Below are 19,668 nucleotides of genomic sequence, written 5' to 3' on the forward strand. Positions count from 1 at the left end.
CACGGGAGGAAGAGGAGATCTCCTTAGTATACAGCAAATGGGGCACTGAAAGATTTCTTTATTATGTAAATAGTAGAGACCTTTCAGTGTCAAGGGAATGACACCGGTTAATCGTTAGGAGCAGTATAAGAAAGGATGTTTTCCATGGTAAGTATCTCAAGTGATCTCCGTGCGTCGTTACTGGATAGGACGACCCTGGCATTCCTCAGAAAATTGGATGCACAGAATGGTCCTCCGCTCAATACATTAACGCCGGACGCTGCACGCAAGGTGCTCGTCACAATACAAGAGAGTGTCAACGTCAAAAAGCTCCCTGCTGATATTGAGGATCGTAAGATTCCTGGTGGCCCAACGGGCGAGATTTCATTGCGCATTGTGCGCCCGGCTGGAGTGGCCGGAGCATTGCCGGGGATTGTGTACTGTCATGGGGGTGGTTGGGTGCTTGGTGATAAAGAGACGCATGATCGCCTGGTGCGCGAAATTGCTAACGGCGTACAGGCAACGGTAGTCTTTGTGGATTATGATCGTTCCCCGGAAGTGCATTATCCTGTGGCGCTCGAACAGGAGTATGCCGCCTTGCTGTGGACCGCTGAACAAGGGACTACCGTTGGCGTCAACCCATCACGGCTGGCTGTCTTCGGTGATAGCGTCGGCGGAAATATGGCTACAGTACTGACCTTACTGGCTAAAGAGCGCGGAGGACCCAAGCTGGCGGCCCAGGTGCTCTTTTATCCAGTCACCGATGCCGGCATGAATACCAATTCTTATCAGCAGTATGGCGATGGCTCTTTCTGGCTCTCCGCGGCTGCCATGAAGTGGTTCTGGGACTGCTATGCCCCGGATGTAGAGCTGCGCAAAGATTATCACCTCTCACCCTTAAGGGCCTCGCTTGAGAAATTGCATGGCCTTCCTCCGGCCATGATTATCGTGGATGAGAACGATGTATTACGTGATGAAGGGGAGGCCTATGCCCACAAATTGCAGGATGCCGGTGTTTCCGTAGCGGCCATGCGCGTTCTCGGCACCATTCATGATTTCGCCTTGCTTAACCCGATCGCTGAGACGCCGCCCGTGCGTTCCGGCATCGCCCAGGCCATCTGGGGCTACGCAAAGTTTTCGGCTAATCACCTCCTGCGCAGTGTGCGAAGGCACATGGATAATCCACCGATTATCCATGTGCCTTATCTTTCATCTGAGATAACCGTCTGCAACTTGCCATTGAGAAAGCGCAGGACGCCATCCACATCTCCTTCTGCCAGGCCATGGATGATCAAGGGACCGGCGAAGGCGCTGGCGTGTAGTAGATGTAGATAATGGTCATAGTCCAGCAGGCCCTGTCCCGCGACCTGGAAGGTATCGTCTGCCCCTCGGTCTTTCGCGTGGGCGATGATGATATGTTCTCCCAGCAGCTCAAATGCATCATCTAGCATCTGGTGTACCTGCTGGTCAGCAGCGGGTACAAGCAGGTTCGCTGGATCGAGTACCACTTTCAGATGTGGGGATCGCATAGTGGTAAGCAAGGCGTGGCCGCGCGCGGCGGTGTTCACAACGTTGGCTCGCTCTGGTTCAAAGGCCAGCGTGACCCGCTCCTCTTCGGCGATGCGCAGGGCAGCCTCCATCGCATGCAGGAGATCCGACCACGCCTTGGTAGAAGCGTTCTCAGGATGCCAATGCCACATATCCGTGGGATCGCGTGTGCCGGTGCAGAGCGTAATGACGCTGGTGCCCAGACCCTGACAGGCGGCGGCCAGGGTTCGTAATCGACGCAGACCGACCTGTCGCAGCTGTGGATCGGGATGGATCATGTTGTAGGTACCGGAGACTGCGACGATCTCGATGCCTTTACTGAGCGCGGCCTCGTGGATATGCGTGATGAGGGAAGATGCGATCTCAGCGGGCAGCGATGGCACACCGGCGCAGGACAGATTGAACTGGACCTGCTGCAATCCATGCGCCCTCACGGCATCGAAGACTTCTTCTACTGTAGGGCGAGCAAACGTTTTGGCGAAAATTCCGATCTGCATTACACGCCTCCTGTCACATCGGCCACGGTGATCCATGCGCCCGTCTCGACCGAACGCGAGATCGCCACCAGGGTCCGGATAGCCGCAACGCCATCCTCGATCCCGGCTCCCTGTTGAGGCGTCCCGTGCAGGATCGTATCGGCAAAGCCCTCAAGCTGCCGCTTATAGACATGGGCATCTGCTCCCAGCACGCGATGATACTGTCCATCGCGCGTACTGAAGCACTCCACCTCGCTGGAGCGCAAATACCAGGGATTAAAGGTCTTGCCAACCACACTGCCGTGTTCACCGTAGACTTGAAAGCCCTCATGCCAGTCCATGCGCACCGCCATGGTCAGGTCAAGGTGACCAACGCTGCCATCAGCGAACTCAGTGTCCACAAACCAGCAGTAGGCCCCGAACTTTTCGACCAGCCGGGCCTGGACGCGCACGATCTCGCCACCCAGGAAGCGGGCCGTATCGACAAGATGGCTGCCATGTCCCAGTAAATAGTAACGTTGTTTGTTAGCCTTGGATTGCCTTCCGGCCGCCTGGCATGGGCGCTCGTGACAATAATGGGTTGAAGATTGTCGGTCTCGATATAGCGATATGTCGAATCGCAGTACCAGGCCTTGAGCGCGAGGAGCTGTCCCATCTCTTCCTGGATGAACTGGTGGGCGAAGGCGATGCCTGGATCAAAGCGCTTCATCGTCCCCACCTGGAGTAGCAATCCAGATTCCTGGACCTGTCTGCGCAGTGCTTCACCCTCCTCAACGCTCACCCGAGTGGCTTCTCCACCAGGACATGCTTGCCCGCGGCCAGAGCCCTGGCGGTCATCGCTACGTGGAACTGATCGGCGGTCGCCACAATGACTGCCTCGACCTGTGGGTCCGCGAGCATCTCATCGTAATCCAGATAGGTAACCCTGGGATGGTGGATCGCGGCCATCAGCGCGACCAGATCGTCTGCCAGAATCGCAGATGGCGTACAACTCGGTGTTACGTGCCTTCCGGCAAGCCTCAAAATGGGCGGCCTGCGAGATCGGGCCTGCTCCCACCACCCCAACCCTGAGCAACCGCGCTTCTTTCTCCATATTTCCTCTTTTCCTGAATAAACACGACATGTACGTGCGGGGCTTGTCCCCGCTTCTAATCTTCCCGCTCGTAAAAGCAACAATAAGATGATTTCGCAGCTATTTTGTTGAGCGCATAGCGTTATTATTGTCAATTTTTCGGGCAGGAAAGGAGAAAGCGGGGACAAGCCCCGCACGTACTGTTCTTTATTCTTGTTGCGTTCGATGCATTGGTTTATTCTTAAATGAAAAGTATCAGGCACAATGCCGGCTCCAGCTTTGAACCAGCTCTCTCTACCTATGTATAACATATTGACAACGTCCCCCCAACACGCTAGCCACCATATCACTAACAAGGAATGCTGTTTATTTAGATATATTAGTTTTTCTGCATGGGAAGATGGGTGTGTGAAAAGAGCGTCTGCCAATCACTGGCATGCAACAGGTGGCGAAGCCGTTTTCACCACTGCCAGGCTAGATGTGTGGCTGGTAGGGATACCAGCCGCCTAAGAGGCGCAGCCGACAAGCCTGCAAAATCAGGTTCCTGCCCATAGCCTGCGAAAAGCGGCTCCCACCAGCGTGAGGTGACGGGCAAAACTTGTGCCAGGCTGATACATAAGCTCACCAGGTCAGCGATGCAGTCGCCAGCCGAGGCGACCTCCATGTCCAGGAAGGCCGAAACATGCCATGTCCCATCCTGTTGTAGCATTATGATCTGATCGATCCCACAATCTCCCTGCGCAAAACGGGGGCGATGTATAGGCCGGAGCAAGGATCTCGGGTAGTCGCTGTATCAGCTCTTCGAGTTGGGTGAGTAAGGATGGGGTCAGTTCGGCCTGGTGCTCTCGAATCCACTGCTGTACAACCATGCGGCGAGCACGGAGCGTCCAGGTGAAATGTTGCAGGCATCCTCTGCAGGAGCCGCTGTGGGACCGTCCCCGAACAAATAACCTGGATAGGCGAACTTAATAGCATGCATGCGGTGCAGGTAGGTACCAACTGTATGCAGCATCTGCACCACTTCTTCGGGTGAGACCTTGTCCAGTGCCTCGGCCATAAGCGTGCCGGGAACCTCGCGGGTCAAGAAGTAGGCATGTCAAGCGGGTTCTCATGGTTGAGTCCCGTTAGTACCACCTTGGGCGTGGCCAGATTGTGTTGGGCATGGAATCTTCCAGGCGCTTATTTCATGCTGCACCGAATAGCCAGTCTCTCCCTCATCGGGCGGATACCAATCTTTGGTATGAACCTTGAGGTAGAAGGTTTGCTGCTGACAGATAATGCGATATGTATGGTTTTGTTCTCGCACCTGCGTTACCTGGAGCGAGCCATGAAGATCGAGCAGGCTCATCAGGGCCTCGGCCTGCTGCTCTGAAAGTGTAAAATCTCCTGGCATGGCAATCTCCTTTATCTATTGATATTTGCTGTTGAGGGCATGTAAGAAAAATACACTTTCACTGGCATAATGATCTTCCTCTTACACTGCCTGATAGTCTGCGATTTTCATCTTTTGTGTGTTGGTCCTCACACTATTACATGATTTAGGAAGCATGAGGTGGGTCAGTCTTCTATTGATCCATAAGTGGTATTTCTCTCGAATTTTCGAAACACCATTGCTACTCCGCTCATCAAAAAATAGTTTTATCAGGAACATATATGCTTCCGGCTTACTCGATTTTTTGTAGCGCTCGGCCAGGTAGCAAGCAGGGCGAGAATAAGCAGGCAAGCAAGGAAGACCAGGATGGTCGGGCGTGTGATCAGATAATACTACGCGAGGAGGCTGGCTGCCTCGGCCAGGTCGAAGAAGACATACAATGTGCCCTCGAGCAAGGCATTGATCTCTAGCTGGAGGAGGGTGAGATGCCCAAGCGCGAGCGCCAACGAATGCTGGCCAGGCTGATAGCGCGCCCAAGATCACACAGTAGCATCACCCGCTTGCGGTCCCAGCGATCCACCAGTGCTCCCGCTGGCAGGCCAAAAAGGAAGTATGGTAGCAGGCGTAATGCGCCCACCAGACCCGCCTGGAAGGGAGATCTGGTGAGGGCCAGTACCAACCAAGGAAATGCACCTGTGAAATCTCTGTACCGAGCGCTGAGATGGTCTGGCCGCTCCAGAGGAGCAAGTAATCGCGATTGTGCCATAGCGATGTTGGTTGTTTAGACGGTTGTTGGTTGCTTTGCATTGGTAGAAAAACCTCTCTTTGTCTCGTTCGGCAACGATAACCGACGTATATTAGGAGGCGCTTGGCAGCATGTATTACTTAGTGAAGGAAAGTAGATAGAGTAACACGTAACCATCACACGCTTGAATATTCATCGTCCAGTGAACGGATATGAACATGAATGACGTATGATTTGGCCTTTGTTCTCTGCCGTTAAACGCGCTACCCAGGCTTTTACGCACGAGAAATACTGGAGTAAGATTGTTGCATTCACTATTCCATCTGTAGCCACGAATGGCCCGTACGGCGATCATTTCGCGGTTTCCCATAATTTTTAACCAAGAAGGATTCTTTTATAACAGTGGGGTTTGCCTTTATTTTTCCACACTTGACTTTGTTGTAAATTTGATGTATACTAATTTAGATGTAAACAACTATGTAAAGGTAATAATCGATAAATTCCATAGATTGGTTGGAAGTATATGGCACCCTCAGATTTTCAAGATTGCTTCTGCAATTTTTTAAAGTTACTGGCTGATCGAAACCGCCTCAAACTACTGGGCTTGCTTGCTAATCGTGAGCAGAGCGTTGAGGAACTGGCGGCCCAACTGCAGTTGAAGGCGCCCACCGTCTCGCATCATCTGGCCCGACTGAAGAAGCCGGCCTGGTGGAGATGCGGCCTGAAGGCAATACCCACCTGTACCGGCTTGATTCTGAGCCAATCCAGACCATGAGCAAGGGTCTGCTCTCGTCAGAGAAAATGCCTCGCTGGTTGATGATGTCGCGGGTGATGCCTGGAGCGCAAGTGCTGAAGGATTTCTTTGAAGGCTCACAGCTCCGGGAGATTACCAGCCAGTCGTAAGAAGCATAGTGGTACTGAAATGGTTCGCGACCCAATTTGAGTATGGTGCGCACTATAACCGAAAAGCAGGTCAATGAGTCATCCAGCGCCACCATGAAGATGCCTCTCGATACGCCGTGATATGATCGGGAGAAGCTGATGCAGCGCGAGCATGGAAATTACTGGCGCGTATAGCCGGTTTAGCTGGACAATGGTGGGCGCTTGCGTTAAGCTATTACTATATAATTTGGAAGGAGCCACTAGATATATTATGGTTGATTGGAGAGCAGATCGTGTAGGTGCAGCGGAACGCGGTGAAAATCCAATGGTGCTTACACGCATGCGGAGCGGCTTTGCCGTCATTGGCGATACCCAATTTTTGCCTGGATATTGTCTCTTACTTGCCTCACCAGAGAAGAATCATCTCACAGATCTGACCTATGAGGAGCGCAGCCTCTTTTTGCTCGATATGAGCCTGATTGGTGAGGCCGTCCTGGCCGTGTGTCAGCCGCAGCGTATCAACTACGAGATTCTTGGCAACAGCCTGCCGATGCTGCATGCCCATGTGTGGCCGCGCTACCAGTGGGAGCCAGAGGAGCAGCGCCCGAGAACGGCCTGGTCCTATCCGCAAGAACATCGCAACGCCGAAGAGCAGGAGTACAGCGAAGAAAAGCACGGCCTGCTGAAGCGGCGCCTGACGGAAGCGCTGCTTGATATTCTCTCGCAGCACGGCTACACGCCTCCGCATAGCAAGTAAGTAGGCAACGTTTCTATTCATTAAAATAGTTCACTAAAATGGATGTATCTACAATAGCTCTTGTTCAGCTATAACTAAGCAAGAGCTATTGTAGTATTTGTCAAGGAATGTTTCCTTCACTAGATCAATACTTACTGTACGCGAATGCCAACGCGCGCCAGGAGTTGCTGGCTCAGGTGGGCTGGATATTTGATGGGGGCCTGGTCCGTGCTAACTTTCAGCCCATGTGAATCTGAGCCTGAGCTGACCACCAGGCCATGCTGTTGGGCGTAGGCCAGATAGCTTTCGCGCTGCTCAGGGCTATGCGTTGGGTAGTAGGCCTCAATGCCATCGATTGGAATCTCGGCCAGCAGCTGATCCAGCAATGAGGGATCGTAGACAGGATACATGCCCCCGCGCCCGGGATGCGCCAGGACGCAGGTCGCTCCACACTGGTGGGCCGCCTCAACAACCGTCGCCAGCTCGTTTGTCATCACACGAGGATCATAGGCCTGGATCAACTCATTCGCGACCAGCCCATCATAGATGGAGATGAACCCCTCTTCGTCCTTCACATAGTCATGTTGCCGCAGCAATTCGAGGATATCGCCAGCATTTTTTTGGCTGGCCGCCGTGATTTTCCAATACTTCCTGCTGCTTTGTAAAGCGATAGCCTTGCTGTTGCAGCACCGCCAGGAAATTTTGCGCATCCTGAATCTCTCTGTTGCGCACTCGTTGCGCCAGTTCCCCCAGCGTATTATGAGCTGGATCAAACCCATAGCAGAGCAGATCCGCCAGCTGCCCGTGCCAGTGGGTACTCATTTCGGCGGCGATCAATATATGCACGCCGCGTGTGGCCGCGTAGCGCTGCACCTGCGCCGCCGTATCTACACGCTCGTGGTCGGTAATCGCCGCCAGCGCAAACTGCTCCTTCGCCAGATAATCCACCAGCTCCTCTGGGGTCCAGGAGCCATCGCTATTTGTGGTGTGCATCTGTAGATCGATCGGAGCGTCAGGCGAGAGGGTGAGCCATGGTTTGGGCTGATACATACTATGTCCCTTCTTTGAGTTTACATCCACTGTGGATACATCCATCACAGATATATTAAGGCATATAAAAGCCTGTGTCAAGGGTATTTGGTGAGATCAATGGTTCTTGCTCATGAACACAAGGGCTTGAAACATAATGCAACGCCGTTACAGCTTCTTGCTTGACAATATTCATCCTCCTGATTGTAGCGCGAGTGAGTATGTTCACATTGTGGTGGAGATGTGGATCATAGCAGATGTGGTTATCTGATGATAGGCTTATTTTATATTCAATGTATATTACTTATGGATTTGAGTGTATAAAAAGGAAATTTATTATGAATGCTGATCCATATGCTAACTATAATGCTTTCTCGCAGCCGCCAGTGAGCCGCAGCGAATCTTTGTTTTATGTTTCCTTTTATTGTGCTTACGACCTGTTTATGGCCCACACCAGCCAATTTCGCTCGGCATAAGGATCAGGCAACGTGGGGAACGGTGTGCGGGTTGCTGGGCCTTTTTAGCGTTTATGACTGCTTGGTGCGCCTACCTGTGGGACGAGTGGCCACCTTAAATTCTGGTATCCAGAATTTAAATGTGCCGACGCTAACTCCTCATCCCCTTGAGAGGGGACTTGTGATTACGCTGACATTGGGAGTGCCCTTACTGATTATTGCTCTGGCTGGAGCCGCGCACATTCTTGCGCATATGCAGAAAGGCCAGGGAAGATATTGCGTACAACTGTACAGCGTGCTGGTCATTGAAACTCCGCTGTTAATCATGTTGTTTGGTAGTATGCTGTTTCTGTCCCTGGCTCCAACGTTGGGGGGCGTGGCGCGCATACCGCTGGCTATCGTCGCTATTCTCCTATTCCTGTACAGCGTGCTACTTCTGGTGCCTTCATTGATGGGCGTGCAGCAGCTGAGTGTTAAAGACGCCATCATCTGTGTGTTCCTGATCCTGATTGTTGTCCTGTTCATTTTTATGTTATCTGACAATTTTGACAGCAACAATGCTCATGGAGGTGGAAGTAGTAGTAGCAATTACAAAAGGTCGAAGAGCCGGAAGGCACGCTTCTGTACCCAGTGTGGCTTCTCACTAGAAGTGTACGACCGACTCCACAACGCGCTCACGCAATCCTGTCCCAGATGTGGCAAGCCCCTTATCTGATAGAAACAGGTTTGAGCGGCATGTTATCGCGTCAGGGAATTGATTGTGTCGATGTGTTCCTGGCAATGTTCAATGGCGCCGGCGGTTCGTTCGTAGATGTATTCGCCTCGTTGGAAGAACTTGTCGTCGAGGGTCCTGAGCAGTTCGACGTTGTGCGGTACGCCTGGCCAAAATGCCACATATCGTAGCCAGCGATTGATCGCCAATCATCGTGACAATCATGGTGTTGATCGCATCATTCATGACGGCCCGGCGCTCTTCATCTGGCTCTTCGAGTGGGGCCATGCCTGCCACGATGCGAGGAATACGCACGGTGGCCATAACTTCCCAGCCGGCCATGTGGGCAATGACCTCACGTGGACCCCAGGCGCTCTGTTTGGAGGTAATGCCGCGTTGTGCGGCCTCCGTGGCTATTTCGATGGTTCGCTCGTTGGCCGCTGCGAATTCCTGGATGAGTTGTTCTTTTGAGAGCGTTGTTGACATAGTGTCCTCCTCTGCTGTATGCATCTCCAGTCACAAGCCTTTCCTCCCGTGGAAGAATAGCATTTTTCCAGTATACAGCCTCTTGCGGTCAGAATAGGTCCTGATTGTGGCAGATCTGGCCTGGCAGGATAAAAAAGTCTGTTCAAGGTAAATCTATTTCTTGTGCCGGCTCTTGTAAACTGGTAAAAACGAGTGCATGAAGCAGCAGAGGAGAAACATGTCACCTGTGCGCTCAACTCTCATGCGCGGTCACTAGCTCCACCGGCTCTTCAACTTTAGCGGACGTCTCGATCCGTACTTTCATGAACTTCTTGAGGCCGAAGGCGCGCAAAGATCCCTGCAGCAGGGCAGGCAGTTCGGGTAGCACATCTGCCGCGTCAAGGATGGTCGGCTCAGTGACATTGTAGACAACCTGATCCTTTGTGATTGTACAGCGGCCCGCTGCCATCACATTGAGGCACCAATCGTATTTACTCCATAGGGAGTGAATGACAATCCACGAACTTTTGCGCAAATCAGCCCACCGCGTCTGACACCTCCCTGCGCCCTCATGTCACATCGCATGGACTATACGGCGTCCAGCAAGCTTAAGGCGCGAGATGGTGTAGGTTTGTTGAAGGCCGCATTTGTCTATCACCCATTCCGTTGCTCCTGATGATAGAAATTACTGCTAGCATAAGCACAAAGCGTATCCGGCCAGCCAATTTCTCTTCCTGGCAACGCGCTGGTGGGTCATATTAGATTTACTCATAGCTGTATCTTCCTTTCCCATACAGGCTCAATGTATGCACCATTTTCCTCTTCAAGTATGCACCATAGACCACACAGAGCTATCACAATTGCGGGCATCTTTTCACAGATCTTACTTGAAACACAAAAGGTAGGTGTGGGCAAGCCTGCCCGCACGTACTCAGGATCGGTTGGTGCGGCGGGCCAGAGCTTCGCCAGCCGGTCGGTTGGTGATGAAGTTCCACAGGAGGGAGTTGAGGGCGGTGAGGGAGGTGTCAGGTGGGACACTCTGCAGGATAGTCTGGTACATGGCTTCTTCGACGGCCCGGATCTGGTCGGCTTTCTGCTGGCCGCTCTCGCTGAGTGTGAGCGTGATCATGCGGCGATTGGTGGGAGATGTGACGCGCTCGATCAGGCCCGCTTCGACCATGCCGTTGACCAGGCGGCTGGGGCTACCCACTTCACAAACAAGTAGCTCACCCAGCGCGATCAATGACAGCGGCTGATAGTCTTGCAGCACGCGCAGGACTTCGGCCTGAAGGGAGTAAACATCCAGGGGCGCAAATCTTCGGCCAGCATGCGATTCCCTTCGCGCTGTGCCGCCAGGATAAGGTAACGGAGCTCTTCAACAGGTTTCATTGGTTTCTCTCTTCTTCTTCATCATGATGTGGGGTGGTGGACGCAACTACCTCGCGCTGTGCCAGGCGTCTCGCGGACTCTGGATCATGGCCTGGCAGGTAAACAGTGGGTGTGCTCAGCAATTGCTGCTGGATGCGCCGTATCGTTTGCCGCGACACTGCTTCGTTGCTGCTTACCCCATCCACTATACCATCCAGAAGCAACTGTTGAGTATAAGAGGCAGCAACGGCTCGGTTCAGAGGTGGTTGATTGAGGAAAAGCCAATGGGTTGCGCGCTTAATAGCGAGCAGAGATAGTAATGAGATGCGACCTGCCCATCAAATGGCAGGCCGCATCTCATTCTTTACGGTGATGGTTTCTTTAGTTTTGGGATTTGCCGCCCAGGGGAAAGCGCTCCCAGGGATTCTCGTTGGCCGTAATCTGGTATCCATCGGGGTCCGCAAAGATAAAGGTACGCCCGAATGGACCATCAAATGGGGGCGTGATGATAGTGATGCCGGCTGTTGCCAACTTTTCGTGCAACGCATTGACATGATCGCAGTCGATCCAGAGCGTCATCCCCCAGCCCGGCCGCGGTGCTTCATCCAGGTTCGCCGTCGCTTCTCTGAGCGCAAAAGGGATCGTACTAGAATCGAAGAGCACAAAATTGGGCGCATTGAAGCTTTGATCGATAGTGAAGCCCAACATCTCTGTATAGAATGCACGGGAGGCGGAAAGGTTGCGCACCTGTAGACTGATAAAGTCGGGTCCAAGAAGTTTTGCCATCGGTGATTCCATCCTTTCAAATCAAAAACGAGAAACTGCCGCATCAGGAGTACTTGATTTCTTTCATACCAGTAGTCTAACCGACGTGAGTGACACCATTATGTCAGCAGCGCCCCGGCTTTTTATAGAGAATGCGATATAGCTTTCGATAATGAAATAAATGAAGATGGCGGTTCCCAAAGCACGATCTGGACATATGAAATGCGCCAATAAACACGATATGTACGTGCGGGGCCTGTCCCAATACCGTTAAGATAAGAAAAGCTCAAACATGGTGATTGCTATCGGACGACAAGCCCCTTCCCTTTCCCATACGACCAGGCAACAAGAAAAGCGATGTCATAGGTTCGGGCCTCAGCGCCCGATTGCCGCCCGGTAGGGCGGCCCGGTCTCCTCGCCGCTCGGTCTCTCGTCACCGATATCTCGACCCACGCGGTGCCCAAACCCATGGTCCGTGTTTGGGCACCGCGTGAAGGAAGGCAAATACCGCTGGGTGCTTGAGTGCTGAGATACCGGCCGCCCTACCGGGGCGGCAATCGGGCGCTGAGGCCCGAACCTATGAGTATCGTCTTTCTTGTCGCTTTTTCGTCCAGGAAGGGAAAAGGGGGAGCAAGCTCCAATCTCATGTTTGAGCTCAAATTCTTCGTATCTCAACGGTATTGGGGATTTACACCGCACGTACTTTTCTTGTCTATTGCTGCTTTTTGTGCCCCAGGTAAATGCCTGGGGACTAGGCTTGCAGGTAGCCGCCGTCCACTACGATTACGCTGCCGGTCATGTAGTTTGACATGTCACTGGCGAGGAAGAGGGCGACCTTGGCGATGTCGTCGGGGACACCCATGCGGCGCAGGGGAATCCTGGCGGTGAATGCCTTCAGGATCTCTTCGGAGGTCGTGGGGCTGCTGGCGCCGGGCGTTTGGATGCCGCCAGGGGCGATGGCGTTGATCAGGATGTTCTGCGGGCCAAATTCCAGGGCCAGCGATTTTGTCATCATCACCACTCCGCCTTTTGAGGAGTCGTAATGGACCAGCATCCCGCTGGGGTGCAAGGCATCGATGGATGCGATGTTAATGATCTTGCCGCCGTGGCCTTCGTTGACCATTTCTCGGGCCGCCGCCTGGGTGGTGAAGAACAGGCCTTTGAGGTTAATATCCATAACCCGGTCCCATAGTTTCTCGGTTACTTCCAGTGCGGGCGAGAATGGGAATATGCCGGCGTTGTTGACAAGGATGTCCAGGCGTCCAAATGCACTGACAGCTGCTTCAACTGCTCGTTTCGCGTCCTCTACCTTGGCGGCATCCGCTGCGATGGCCGTGGCCGTGCCACCGGCATGTTGAATTTGTGCGACCGTTGCCTGTGCCATTTCCAGGTTGATGTCTGTGATCACCACTGCCGCACCCGCCTCTGCCAGGCGGAACGCGATGCCCTGGCCAATCCCCATCGCTCCTCCGGTTACCATGGCGACTTTTCCGCTGAGATCGAACAGGTCTGCAATAAGACCCTGATGTTGCTGATATGTCATGTCGTTATACCTTCTTTCCTTAGAAGAATAGAAGAACGAGCACGCACTTCGTGTTGTATTCTCCACTCCATATTATTGCAGAGCGCCAGCACAACCGGCTCACAAAAAGCATTATTCCAATCACAGAACACCAGCGTGTTTAAGACATCTATTTCGCCTGTCGGGAGGCCGATCCGGGTGGCCGCGCCGCGTGCAGAGGTTTATGCGCGAGCGTCAGGCTGCTTGCTTGCTCTATTCAGCGCCAAGCACCTCGTGCAACTGCCGGGCGAAGATTCCTGGGTGCGTGGCGTAGCCTGCATGGCGACCGGGAAACTCCACCAGGGCCGTCCCGAGCAGATCCGCCACGGTCGCGGCACTCCGATATGTGTTATCCTCGCGGCCAGAGCCGCCGCGAGCACGATGCGAGCCAGGGTCGAGGCCTCCGCCAGCGCGGTGAAATCAAACTGGTAGCGGTCAAACATAGGGAATTCCTGCTCAAACAGAAACTCGATATTCTTTATATTCTGTTCCCTGTTCTCAATGGTCCGTCGTGGTAGCTCGACACCTGCCTCCCGATTGTCGAGGCGGAAATCATGCCGGGCCGCCAGCTTTTGGAAGGTCACGGTTGGCCCTGCGCGGTGATAGGACTCGCGCAGAGAAGCAAGCTCCTGGATAGGATCGGCTTCAGGTAGCAGGTGGGTGGGCGGCTCATGGGCGATCAGCGTATAGATCTGTTCGGGATGGCGCGCGACCAGATCGAGTCCGATGACGGCACCGCCACCGCTGCCAAACACGTACGCTGGCTCATAGTCGGTCCCCAACTCTTTAAGCAGACGATGGGCATCATCGCTGTGTGTCTCGACCCATTGCTCGTGTTGCGGCTCATCGAGCGTGCTGCGCGAGAGTCCCCGGCGATCATAGGTGACGACGGTGTACTGGTTGGCGAGCAGGTTGACGATGCCGTCGAAAGCATCGCTTGAACCACCTGCGCCGTGGATCAAAAGCAGGAGAGGCCCGACCCGCATACCTCATAGTAGAGGCACGCTCCAGGCACATGTAACATGTTGCTTTGCTTGTTATCCATCAAAAAAGATCCTTCTTCATTGCACTTGAGCCGTAGTGTTTGGGAAAATATGCTAGCAAGGTTGCGTGATGAGTGCATAGGTGGAACAGGATGCGCCAAAATGATGAGCATCAGGAGCCCGTGACCCCTCAGTTTTAGGGACTAGCAGCATACGCAGGAGGATATCAGCGTCCGGGCAAGACCGGGTGAACTGTTCCTGGTTGCGTAACGATAACCTGCTCAATCCCACCACGCAGGCAACCATGGCGATTACCAGTTGATCTGGATCGCCAGTGGCAACCTCACCTGTGGCCTGGCCCTCTACGATCAACTGCCTCAGCACATCGTAAAAAGCCTGGCCCTGCCGCTGTATATGTTCATGCAGGTTGGCAGGGGTCGTCTCGTCACTTTGTATCTGGTCCATAAGTTGATAGATGTCGGGGTGTTCGCGCCTGGATTCTACTACCCTGCTCACCAGCAAGGTAATGCGCTCCCCGGGCGTCCCTGGCATGGCAAGAACGTGCTGCAAGCCAGCTGTACTGGCCTGTAGTACCTGCTGGCTCAGTGCCTGAAAGAGCGCGTCTTTGCTGGCAAAGTAGTGATAGGCCAGCCCCTGGCTGATCGAGGCTTCGGCGGCTACTTCACCCATGGTTGCGTCCATGCCTTTGCGCGCAAAGACCTTTCTGGCCGCATCCAGGATCTTCTCACGTTGCGCTTCGCGCAGACGCTGGTTGGCCGCTTCTGTTCGTGGCATGTCTTTACCTTCTTTTTTTATTTTGATTGAACTGTTCAATCAAAATTATACCTGCCTGAACCATTGGAGTCAAGTATGTAGCGGCGAGTTTGAGCTGGCACCCAATGTTCTCCACGAAGAAGAAATGCTATTGAGCCTGGTTACAATCTTAATTTAAGGTGATAGAATCTAAAGTATAGATTTACTGGAAACACCCATATGAAATGAGTGCACACAGGCCTCATCCTTCGAGGAAGCAGGAGGCTTTGATGGGCCTTCATTATCCCCAAAAAAATGAAGGTGCCTCGTGATGCATGCCTGATGAAAGTATTATTTTCCCGGATGGGATATAGCGGGGAAGGAATGACATGAACATTGCTGTTTTTGCAGATTTGCATGGGCGGTTGCTGCTCGCCTTTCAGCTCTGCGCGCGCTGGCAGAGAGAGACCGGAGAACACATCGACCTGATCTTACAGGCGGGCGACCTGGGGCGTTCCCTGACGAGAGGAGGCTGGACAAAGCTACGCGCAAGTATGCTGATCGGGATGCGACGGAGCTTGGCTTCCTGACGCATTTCAGCCTTTATGATCCTGCTGTGGCCGCGCGGCTGGCCGAAACGAGTTGTCCGATGATCTCTGTGCGCGGCAACCACGAGGACCATGCCTGGCTCGATGAATTGGAGCGGCAGAGCCAGCAGGCTATCTTTCCGATCGACGCTTATAAACGTGTCTATAATTTGAAAACAGGCCAGCCCTGGACTTTCCAGCAAGGGGCGAGCAGATTACGATACTGGGCATTGGGCGCATCGCAGCACATGAGGGCGAGACGGAGCGGCAGCAGGGTAAGTATATTCAGGACTACGAAGCAAGGCGCCTTTCTCAACTTGAGCAAGCGCCCTTAGATATCTTGCTTACCCACGACGCACGGCCAGACTTTGTGTTGTTGGAGCGCGGGGTGAAGAGCAAGAGCAGTACCGGGATGGAGCAGATCGAAGATGCCCTGGAAAAGCTGCGGCCCGCCTACCATTTCTTCGGTCACTATGGAGGTCCGCCGCAGGTGCGTACCGATCCCAATGGTGTAACGCTTTCGGTCAAGCTGGCGGACCTGCACTGGGAACGTGGTACATTTGTGCTTGAAAAGGGATCGATGGGCCTCTTGCGCTGGCAGAATCAGGAGCAGCATTCCTTCACGGTGCTTGATGATCCCTGGCTGAAGGAATACAACATCCATACATGGCCCCACCTCTAAATACCGGTGCCCCTGCAATTGAGTAGTGGCTGGAATATGTCACTCTGCTTAATGTCAGAGAGCTAACGGTTGCAGCAATTGATCGATCAAGAGGGTGGTGAGCCAGGTTTGGTAGCGTGTGGTGGGCCAGCGCTGTTCCACTACCAGCATACGGTACATATCATAGCTGGTCAGGGACCACAGGATATCGATGGCTTCTTCCGGCGTTAAGTTCTCACGCAGCACACTGAGCTTGTGCAGATCCATAATCAGATAGGTCTGGCGTCCCCGGCGCCGGATCTCGATCTGCCGCGCCAGCTCCGCCAGTTCGGTCGCCACCACGCCAGCGGTACGCAAGAGCTCAAACTCCATGGTCAGGGACTCGTAGACCTGACTGGAAATCTGCACCACCAGCTCGATGCGCTGTACCGGTTCCTCACTGGCGCGCAGCTGGCTGAGTAACTGCTGCACAGGGGCATCAAAGGCATCCGGGTGGATCAACTCTGCGATAATCTCCCGCTTCGAGCCAATCACCGCCGAAATCGTCTTTGGCGAGACCGCTGCCGCCTCCGCGATAGCTTCGATAGTCATCTTCGCATAGCCATGGCTGGCGAGCAGTTGCCGGGCCGCCACCAGTATACGCTTATGAGTCTCCTCAGCCTGGCGCTGGCGCATCGGTGAGTGGTAAGGGCGCTTTTCTTCTTTTGGGCGCGTTGTTTCCTTCATAAATGAAGTATAAACTCTGCTATATTTGTGTGTCAATTGAATAGTAATATGCCCGACGAAATGGTTAAGAATAGGCTGCTAGAAATAGGAGATCATAGACTACGCCCTATTTCCACTAAGAGGAATGGGACGTAGCCTGTGGTGCTTACTGCATTATGATTATCTGGCTGGTACCCATACCTGGGCGGTAGCCGGGCCCGATTCGCCTCCACTTGAAGATGCGATCATTTTTCCATCGGGCGACCAGGCCAGCGAGGTGACTCCATTGCCGCCATTCGTCACATGTCCCTTGTATTCAAACACCTTCTTTCCGGTGCTCACATCCCATTCTGTGAGTGGACCCGCTGCTATGGCGAACATTTTTCCATCAGGCGACCAGGCCAGCGCCGTAGCTGCTGTCGCTCCAAATCTGGTGTCTTGATACTGGATACGCGAGAGGATAGTGCCGGTCACGCTATCCCACACCTGCAGGGTGCCATATTTATCATCTGTAGAGGCGATTTTTGTGCCGTCAGGCGACCAGGTGAAGGCTCCGCCGCTATTCTGGCTTACGAGCGCCTTGCTGGCGATATTGTATACCTGGATCTTATTATTGGTGGTAATGGCGATCTCTTTGCCATCAGGCGACCATTGTACATTATAAATGTAGCCTGCATATGTATAGCCAGCAGGATTGCTCGGGATCGTGAAGACTACCTGTCTGGTCTGCCGATTCCAGACCTGTATGCTGAACCCGTAGGCCGGCCCATTCACGGCGGAGGCAACGAGAGTGCTATCAGGCGACCAGGCCGAAGCATAGATGCGATCATTGTCAGATGGCGTTTGTCCGGCTTGTGTCTGTGGGGTAAAGGTTCCGAGCGTTTTTCCGCTGGCCGCATCCCATAGTTGTGCTTTTGAGCCTGAGCCCACGATAAAGAGGCCATCAGGTGACCAGGCTATAGCGGTCATATCATCATTTATCTGTTTGGGATAGGTGATAATGTTTTTGCCGGTGGTGGCATCCCAGGACCTGACGGTGTTGTCCGTTGCTACCAATCTCTTGCCATCGGGCGACCAGGAGACGGCATAGACATCGCGGTAGGAGCTATGGTACGTGTACAATGTTGTCCCCACTGGCGCGCTGGCGGGTGTGGCTGTGGGAGAAGGGACCGCTTTCGGTGTTGGGTTCGCTACCGGATGGTGGCTGGCCGTTGTTCCTGGCAGTAGCCGCAGTTGCAGTACGACGATCCATGCCACTATGAGCGCTATTACTGTCGCCAGCGTAAGCCCGGTGGCAAGCCAGCGTTGTCGGGGTCGTTGCACTCTCTCTGGGAACCCATATCCCGGCCCCGGTGAAGTTTCATTTTTCATAGATCTTTTTTGCATAGTAGATGCTCCTGCTGATTTTTGTGGTCCATTTCTGGCAGGCCAGAGATGGGTTAAGATAGTTTTTAGAGCATAAAATCGCTGATAAGATTTAAGAGAAGAAACTTGTTGCGCGGAAGTACCTTCCTGGGGTACCGCTTGCGCAACTGGCGTCAGTGTGCCCTCAGCCCGGGCTTGCTGTAGCACTGCCTGGGCCGCATCACGTACCATAGTATCCGGATCATAAAGAGCTGTTTTCACCAATGCCAGGGACGCCGGTGAGGCCTGGATTGCCAGGGCCATGATAGCTTTTTCGCGGACCTGCCACTCGGGTCTTGTAGTGCTTGTGCGAAGAGCTGTAGTGGAACCCGGGTTCTTAGCTGGCCCAGCGCACATAAATGGCGGCGGCCCGCACAGAGACATGTTCATCACGCAACGCCAGTGCGAGTGGCTCTAACAAGGCGGGCTCACCTAGCTTCCCCAGCGCCTGTACCGTAGCTGTCCGCACATCCCATTGAGGATGGTGTAGGTCTTGATGGGTTGGTCTGCGTTGTTCTTCCTGTTCCAATTCCAGACGAGCAAGTATATTAGGTAGCAGGGAAGGTGGCACCGTGGCATCCTCAGACCAGATGTGGCGACGCCGACTATCTGCCTCTGCGCCACGCCTATCAGGATGATGATTATTCATTGAATCCATGCCCTATCTTCCCTTCTGTTTGCTAACGAGCGCCTTGCGTAGCAGCTGTACGCCCCGGTGTAAGTTCGATTTGACCGTTCCCATGGGTTGCTGAAGCAGCTCAGCTATTTCACAATAGCTGAGTTCCGCGAAATAATAGAGGTTGACTGCCTCGCGGTACTGAAGTGGCAAGGTCATGAGCAGCGCTGCCAGCTCGCGTAACGCTTCTTTATCCTCCAGGATGAAATCGGGTTGGTAGGATGCGCCAACTTCAATCTGTATATGCTCCTTATCTTCACCTGTATCGAGGGCAATAAGCTGGAGCTTATTATTGCGCAGGCGCTTATAGAAAATGTTCAGCGCGATTTTGTAGAGCCAGGGTTCGAGCGCCAACGCCTGGATACGCTGTTCAGGGTAATCTGCCATGGCATAGTACGCCTGAATAAATGCCTCCTGGGCAATATCCTCGGCATCGTGCGGATTCCCGGTCTGGCGTAATGCGAAGGCGTAGATCTGTGGCTGATAGCGAATGATGAGCAGCCTGAAATTGCTCTTTAAATCAGTGGCTAGCAGCCGTGCCAAAGCAGTATCCTGTTGATACATAACAGTCCTTTTACGCTTTCACTTGTGATCTGGTTCCTGTTCTTTGTAATCCAGAATACCCTTGAAATGTTGCAAATTCATACTATAATTTTCATGATACTGCAATCGCGTTGCTTGTAGGTGGGAATGCGGGAGCGAGGGGGAACACCGGATTTGAGTCAGAGCCGGAT

The 19,668-nt window shown here is 53.4% G+C and carries 28 protein-coding genes and 2 pseudogenes; 10 read left to right on the plus strand and 20 right to left on the minus strand.

Features of this window, described 5'->3' with window-relative positions; translation table 11 throughout:
* Positions 1 to 135 precede the first annotated feature (135 nt).
* Positions 136 to 1,095: pseudogene (locus EL645_RS24465) on the plus strand (alpha/beta hydrolase); the annotation flags it as partial.
* 86 nt (positions 1,096 to 1,181) lie between these two features.
* Here the strand turns inward: EL645_RS24465 and EL645_RS43020 are convergent.
* The 5 genes and pseudogenes from EL645_RS43020 to EL645_RS24490 all read right to left on the minus strand — a co-directional run bounded on the left by EL645_RS43020 (position 1,182) and on the right by EL645_RS24490 (position 4,468).
* Entirely contained in the window at positions 1,182 to 2,024 is an 843-nt protein-coding gene (locus EL645_RS43020; RefSeq protein WP_126553082.1) for a sugar phosphate isomerase/epimerase family protein, read from the minus strand.
* A pseudogene (locus tag EL645_RS45715) lies at positions 2,024 to 3,096 on the minus strand (Gfo/Idh/MocA family protein). The gene EL645_RS43020 and the pseudogene EL645_RS45715 overlap by 1 nt, the downstream one beginning before the upstream one ends.
* Positions 3,097 to 3,535: 439 nt before the next feature.
* Positions 3,536 to 3,784 carry a hypothetical protein gene (locus EL645_RS24480; protein WP_126553084.1) on the minus strand — a complete coding sequence of 83 codons (249 nt, stop codon included), beginning with the start codon at positions 3,782 to 3,784 and terminating at the stop codon, positions 3,536 to 3,538.
* Between the two features lie 117 nt (positions 3,785 to 3,901).
* On the minus strand, positions 3,902 to 4,087 hold the full coding sequence (locus tag EL645_RS24485; protein ID WP_161977656.1) for a hypothetical protein: 186 nt from the start codon (positions 4,085 to 4,087) through the stop codon (positions 3,902 to 3,904).
* 96 nt (positions 4,088 to 4,183) lie between these two features.
* Positions 4,184 to 4,468 (minus strand): hypothetical protein, encoded by a 285-nt coding sequence (locus EL645_RS24490; RefSeq protein WP_126553088.1) that lies wholly within the window; start codon positions 4,466 to 4,468, stop codon positions 4,184 to 4,186.
* A 260-nt stretch (positions 4,469 to 4,728) separates the two neighbouring features.
* Between EL645_RS24490 and EL645_RS24495 the strand changes: the two genes are divergently transcribed.
* Entirely contained in the window at positions 4,729 to 4,917 is a 189-nt protein-coding gene (locus tag EL645_RS24495; protein ID WP_126553090.1) for a hypothetical protein, read from the plus strand.
* On the opposite strand, the gene EL645_RS24500 is transcribed toward EL645_RS24495, so the two are convergent.
* A complete protein-coding gene (locus EL645_RS24500) occupies positions 4,914 to 5,213 on the minus strand; it encodes an MFS transporter (protein WP_126553092.1) in 300 nt (99 codons plus the stop codon). The genes EL645_RS24495 and EL645_RS24500 overlap by 4 nt on opposite strands.
* Positions 5,214 to 5,715: 502 nt before the next feature.
* Here EL645_RS24500 and EL645_RS41355 point away from each other — a divergent pair.
* Positions 5,716 to 5,967 carry an ArsR/SmtB family transcription factor gene (locus tag EL645_RS41355; protein WP_218031997.1) on the plus strand — a complete coding sequence of 84 codons (252 nt, stop codon included), beginning with the start codon at positions 5,716 to 5,718 and terminating at the stop codon, positions 5,965 to 5,967.
* 378 nt (positions 5,968 to 6,345) lie between these two features.
* A complete protein-coding gene (locus EL645_RS24510) occupies positions 6,346 to 6,831 on the plus strand; it encodes an HIT family protein (protein ID WP_126553094.1) in 486 nt (161 codons plus the stop codon).
* A gap of 131 nt (positions 6,832 to 6,962) precedes the next feature.
* Here the strand turns inward: EL645_RS24510 and EL645_RS24515 are convergent, their stop codons facing one another.
* Positions 6,963 to 7,385, minus strand: a complete 423-nt coding sequence (locus EL645_RS24515; protein WP_161977657.1) for a PHP domain-containing protein — start codon at positions 7,383 to 7,385, stop codon at positions 6,963 to 6,965.
* A 4-nt stretch (positions 7,386 to 7,389) separates the two neighbouring features.
* A complete protein-coding gene (locus tag EL645_RS24520) occupies positions 7,390 to 7,860 on the minus strand; it encodes a PHP domain-containing protein (protein WP_126553098.1) in 471 nt (156 codons plus the stop codon).
* Between the two features lie 317 nt (positions 7,861 to 8,177).
* Here EL645_RS24520 and EL645_RS39540 point away from each other — a divergent pair, with 317 nt between their 5' ends.
* Together EL645_RS39540 and EL645_RS24525 are read left to right on the plus strand one after the other, a co-directional pair.
* The gene (locus EL645_RS39540) at positions 8,178 to 8,315 is read left to right on the plus strand and encodes a hypothetical protein (RefSeq protein ID WP_161977658.1); all 138 of its coding nucleotides are present in this window, start codon (positions 8,178 to 8,180) and stop codon (positions 8,313 to 8,315) included.
* A gap of 76 nt (positions 8,316 to 8,391) precedes the next feature.
* A complete protein-coding gene (locus EL645_RS24525; RefSeq protein WP_136625283.1) occupies positions 8,392 to 9,009 on the plus strand; it encodes an FmdB family zinc ribbon protein in 618 nt (205 codons plus the stop codon).
* Between the two features lie 69 nt (positions 9,010 to 9,078).
* Here EL645_RS24525 and EL645_RS24530 read toward each other — a convergent pair whose 3' ends face one another.
* The 4 genes from EL645_RS24530 to EL645_RS41360 form a co-directional block, all read right to left on the minus strand.
* Positions 9,079 to 9,492, minus strand: a complete 414-nt coding sequence (locus tag EL645_RS24530; protein WP_126553102.1) for a hypothetical protein — start codon at positions 9,490 to 9,492, stop codon at positions 9,079 to 9,081.
* A gap of 232 nt (positions 9,493 to 9,724) precedes the next feature.
* Entirely contained in the window at positions 9,725 to 10,006 is a 282-nt protein-coding gene (locus tag EL645_RS24535) for a hypothetical protein (protein WP_126553104.1), read from the minus strand.
* Between the two features lie 396 nt (positions 10,007 to 10,402).
* Positions 10,403 to 10,741: a MarR family winged helix-turn-helix transcriptional regulator gene (locus tag EL645_RS24540; RefSeq protein WP_218031998.1), complete on the minus strand. Its 339-nt coding sequence runs from the start codon at positions 10,739 to 10,741 to the stop codon at positions 10,403 to 10,405.
* Positions 10,711 to 10,860, minus strand: a complete 150-nt coding sequence (locus EL645_RS41360) for a hypothetical protein (protein WP_218031999.1) — start codon at positions 10,858 to 10,860, stop codon at positions 10,711 to 10,713. The genes EL645_RS24540 and EL645_RS41360 overlap by 31 nt, the downstream gene beginning before the upstream one ends.
* Here EL645_RS41360 and EL645_RS39545 point away from each other — a divergent pair.
* Entirely contained in the window at positions 10,860 to 11,156 is a 297-nt protein-coding gene (locus tag EL645_RS39545) for a hypothetical protein (RefSeq protein WP_126553106.1), read from the plus strand. The genes EL645_RS41360 and EL645_RS39545 overlap by 1 nt on opposite strands.
* A 64-nt stretch (positions 11,157 to 11,220) precedes the next feature.
* Here the strand turns inward: EL645_RS39545 and EL645_RS24550 are convergent, their stop codons facing one another.
* The 4 genes from EL645_RS24550 to EL645_RS24565 all read right to left on the minus strand — a co-directional run bounded on the left by EL645_RS24550 (position 11,221) and on the right by EL645_RS24565 (position 14,943).
* On the minus strand, positions 11,221 to 11,625 hold the full coding sequence (locus tag EL645_RS24550; protein WP_126553108.1) for a VOC family protein: 405 nt from the start codon (positions 11,623 to 11,625) through the stop codon (positions 11,221 to 11,223).
* Between the two features lie 730 nt (positions 11,626 to 12,355).
* A complete protein-coding gene (locus tag EL645_RS24555) occupies positions 12,356 to 13,147 on the minus strand; it encodes an SDR family NAD(P)-dependent oxidoreductase (protein WP_126553110.1) in 792 nt (263 codons plus the stop codon).
* 200 nt (positions 13,148 to 13,347) lie between these two features.
* Positions 13,348 to 14,151 (minus strand): alpha/beta fold hydrolase, encoded by an 804-nt coding sequence (locus EL645_RS24560; RefSeq protein WP_246035460.1) that lies wholly within the window; start codon positions 14,149 to 14,151, stop codon positions 13,348 to 13,350.
* A 111-nt stretch (positions 14,152 to 14,262) separates the two neighbouring features.
* A complete protein-coding gene (locus EL645_RS24565) occupies positions 14,263 to 14,943 on the minus strand; it encodes a TetR/AcrR family transcriptional regulator (RefSeq protein ID WP_126553112.1) in 681 nt (226 codons plus the stop codon).
* A gap of 347 nt (positions 14,944 to 15,290) precedes the next feature.
* Here EL645_RS24565 and EL645_RS24570 point away from each other — a divergent pair, with 347 nt between their 5' ends.
* From EL645_RS24570 to EL645_RS24580, 3 genes are read left to right on the plus strand one after another with little or no spacing between them, the layout of a single operon-like run.
* Positions 15,291 to 15,491 (plus strand): metallophosphoesterase family protein, encoded by a 201-nt coding sequence (locus tag EL645_RS24570; RefSeq protein WP_126553114.1) that lies wholly within the window; start codon positions 15,291 to 15,293, stop codon positions 15,489 to 15,491.
* Positions 15,492 to 15,550: 59 nt separating this feature from the next.
* Complete coding sequence (locus EL645_RS24575; protein WP_126553116.1) at positions 15,551 to 15,823, plus strand: hypothetical protein; 273 nt, start codon at positions 15,551 to 15,553, stop codon at positions 15,821 to 15,823.
* A 5-nt stretch (positions 15,824 to 15,828) separates the two neighbouring features.
* Entirely contained in the window at positions 15,829 to 16,170 is a 342-nt protein-coding gene (locus tag EL645_RS24580) for a hypothetical protein (protein WP_126553118.1), read from the plus strand.
* Positions 16,171 to 16,224: 54 nt separating this feature from the next.
* On the opposite strand, the gene EL645_RS24585 is transcribed toward EL645_RS24580, so the two are convergent.
* The 4 genes from EL645_RS24585 to EL645_RS24600 form a co-directional block, all read right to left on the minus strand.
* Positions 16,225 to 16,875 carry a TetR/AcrR family transcriptional regulator gene (locus EL645_RS24585; RefSeq protein ID WP_126553119.1) on the minus strand — a complete coding sequence of 217 codons (651 nt, stop codon included), beginning with the start codon at positions 16,873 to 16,875 and terminating at the stop codon, positions 16,225 to 16,227.
* Positions 16,876 to 17,034: 159 nt separating this feature from the next.
* Positions 17,035 to 18,522, minus strand: coding sequence for a WD40 repeat domain-containing protein (locus EL645_RS24590; RefSeq protein WP_161977659.1), 1,488 nt, complete (start codon positions 18,520 to 18,522; stop codon positions 17,035 to 17,037).
* A 73-nt stretch (positions 18,523 to 18,595) separates the two neighbouring features.
* Positions 18,596 to 18,916, minus strand: coding sequence for a HEAT repeat domain-containing protein (locus EL645_RS24595; RefSeq protein WP_126553123.1), 321 nt, complete (start codon positions 18,914 to 18,916; stop codon positions 18,596 to 18,598).
* 3 nt (positions 18,917 to 18,919) lie between these two features.
* Positions 18,920 to 19,498 (minus strand): RNA polymerase sigma factor, encoded by a 579-nt coding sequence (locus EL645_RS24600; protein WP_126553125.1) that lies wholly within the window; start codon positions 19,496 to 19,498, stop codon positions 18,920 to 18,922.
* Between the last annotated feature and the right edge of the window lie 170 nt (positions 19,499 to 19,668).

The sequence above is a fragment of the Dictyobacter kobayashii genome (genome assembly GCF_003967555.1).
Classification (GTDB): domain Bacteria; phylum Chloroflexota; class Ktedonobacteria; order Ktedonobacterales; family Ktedonobacteraceae; genus Dictyobacter; species Dictyobacter kobayashii.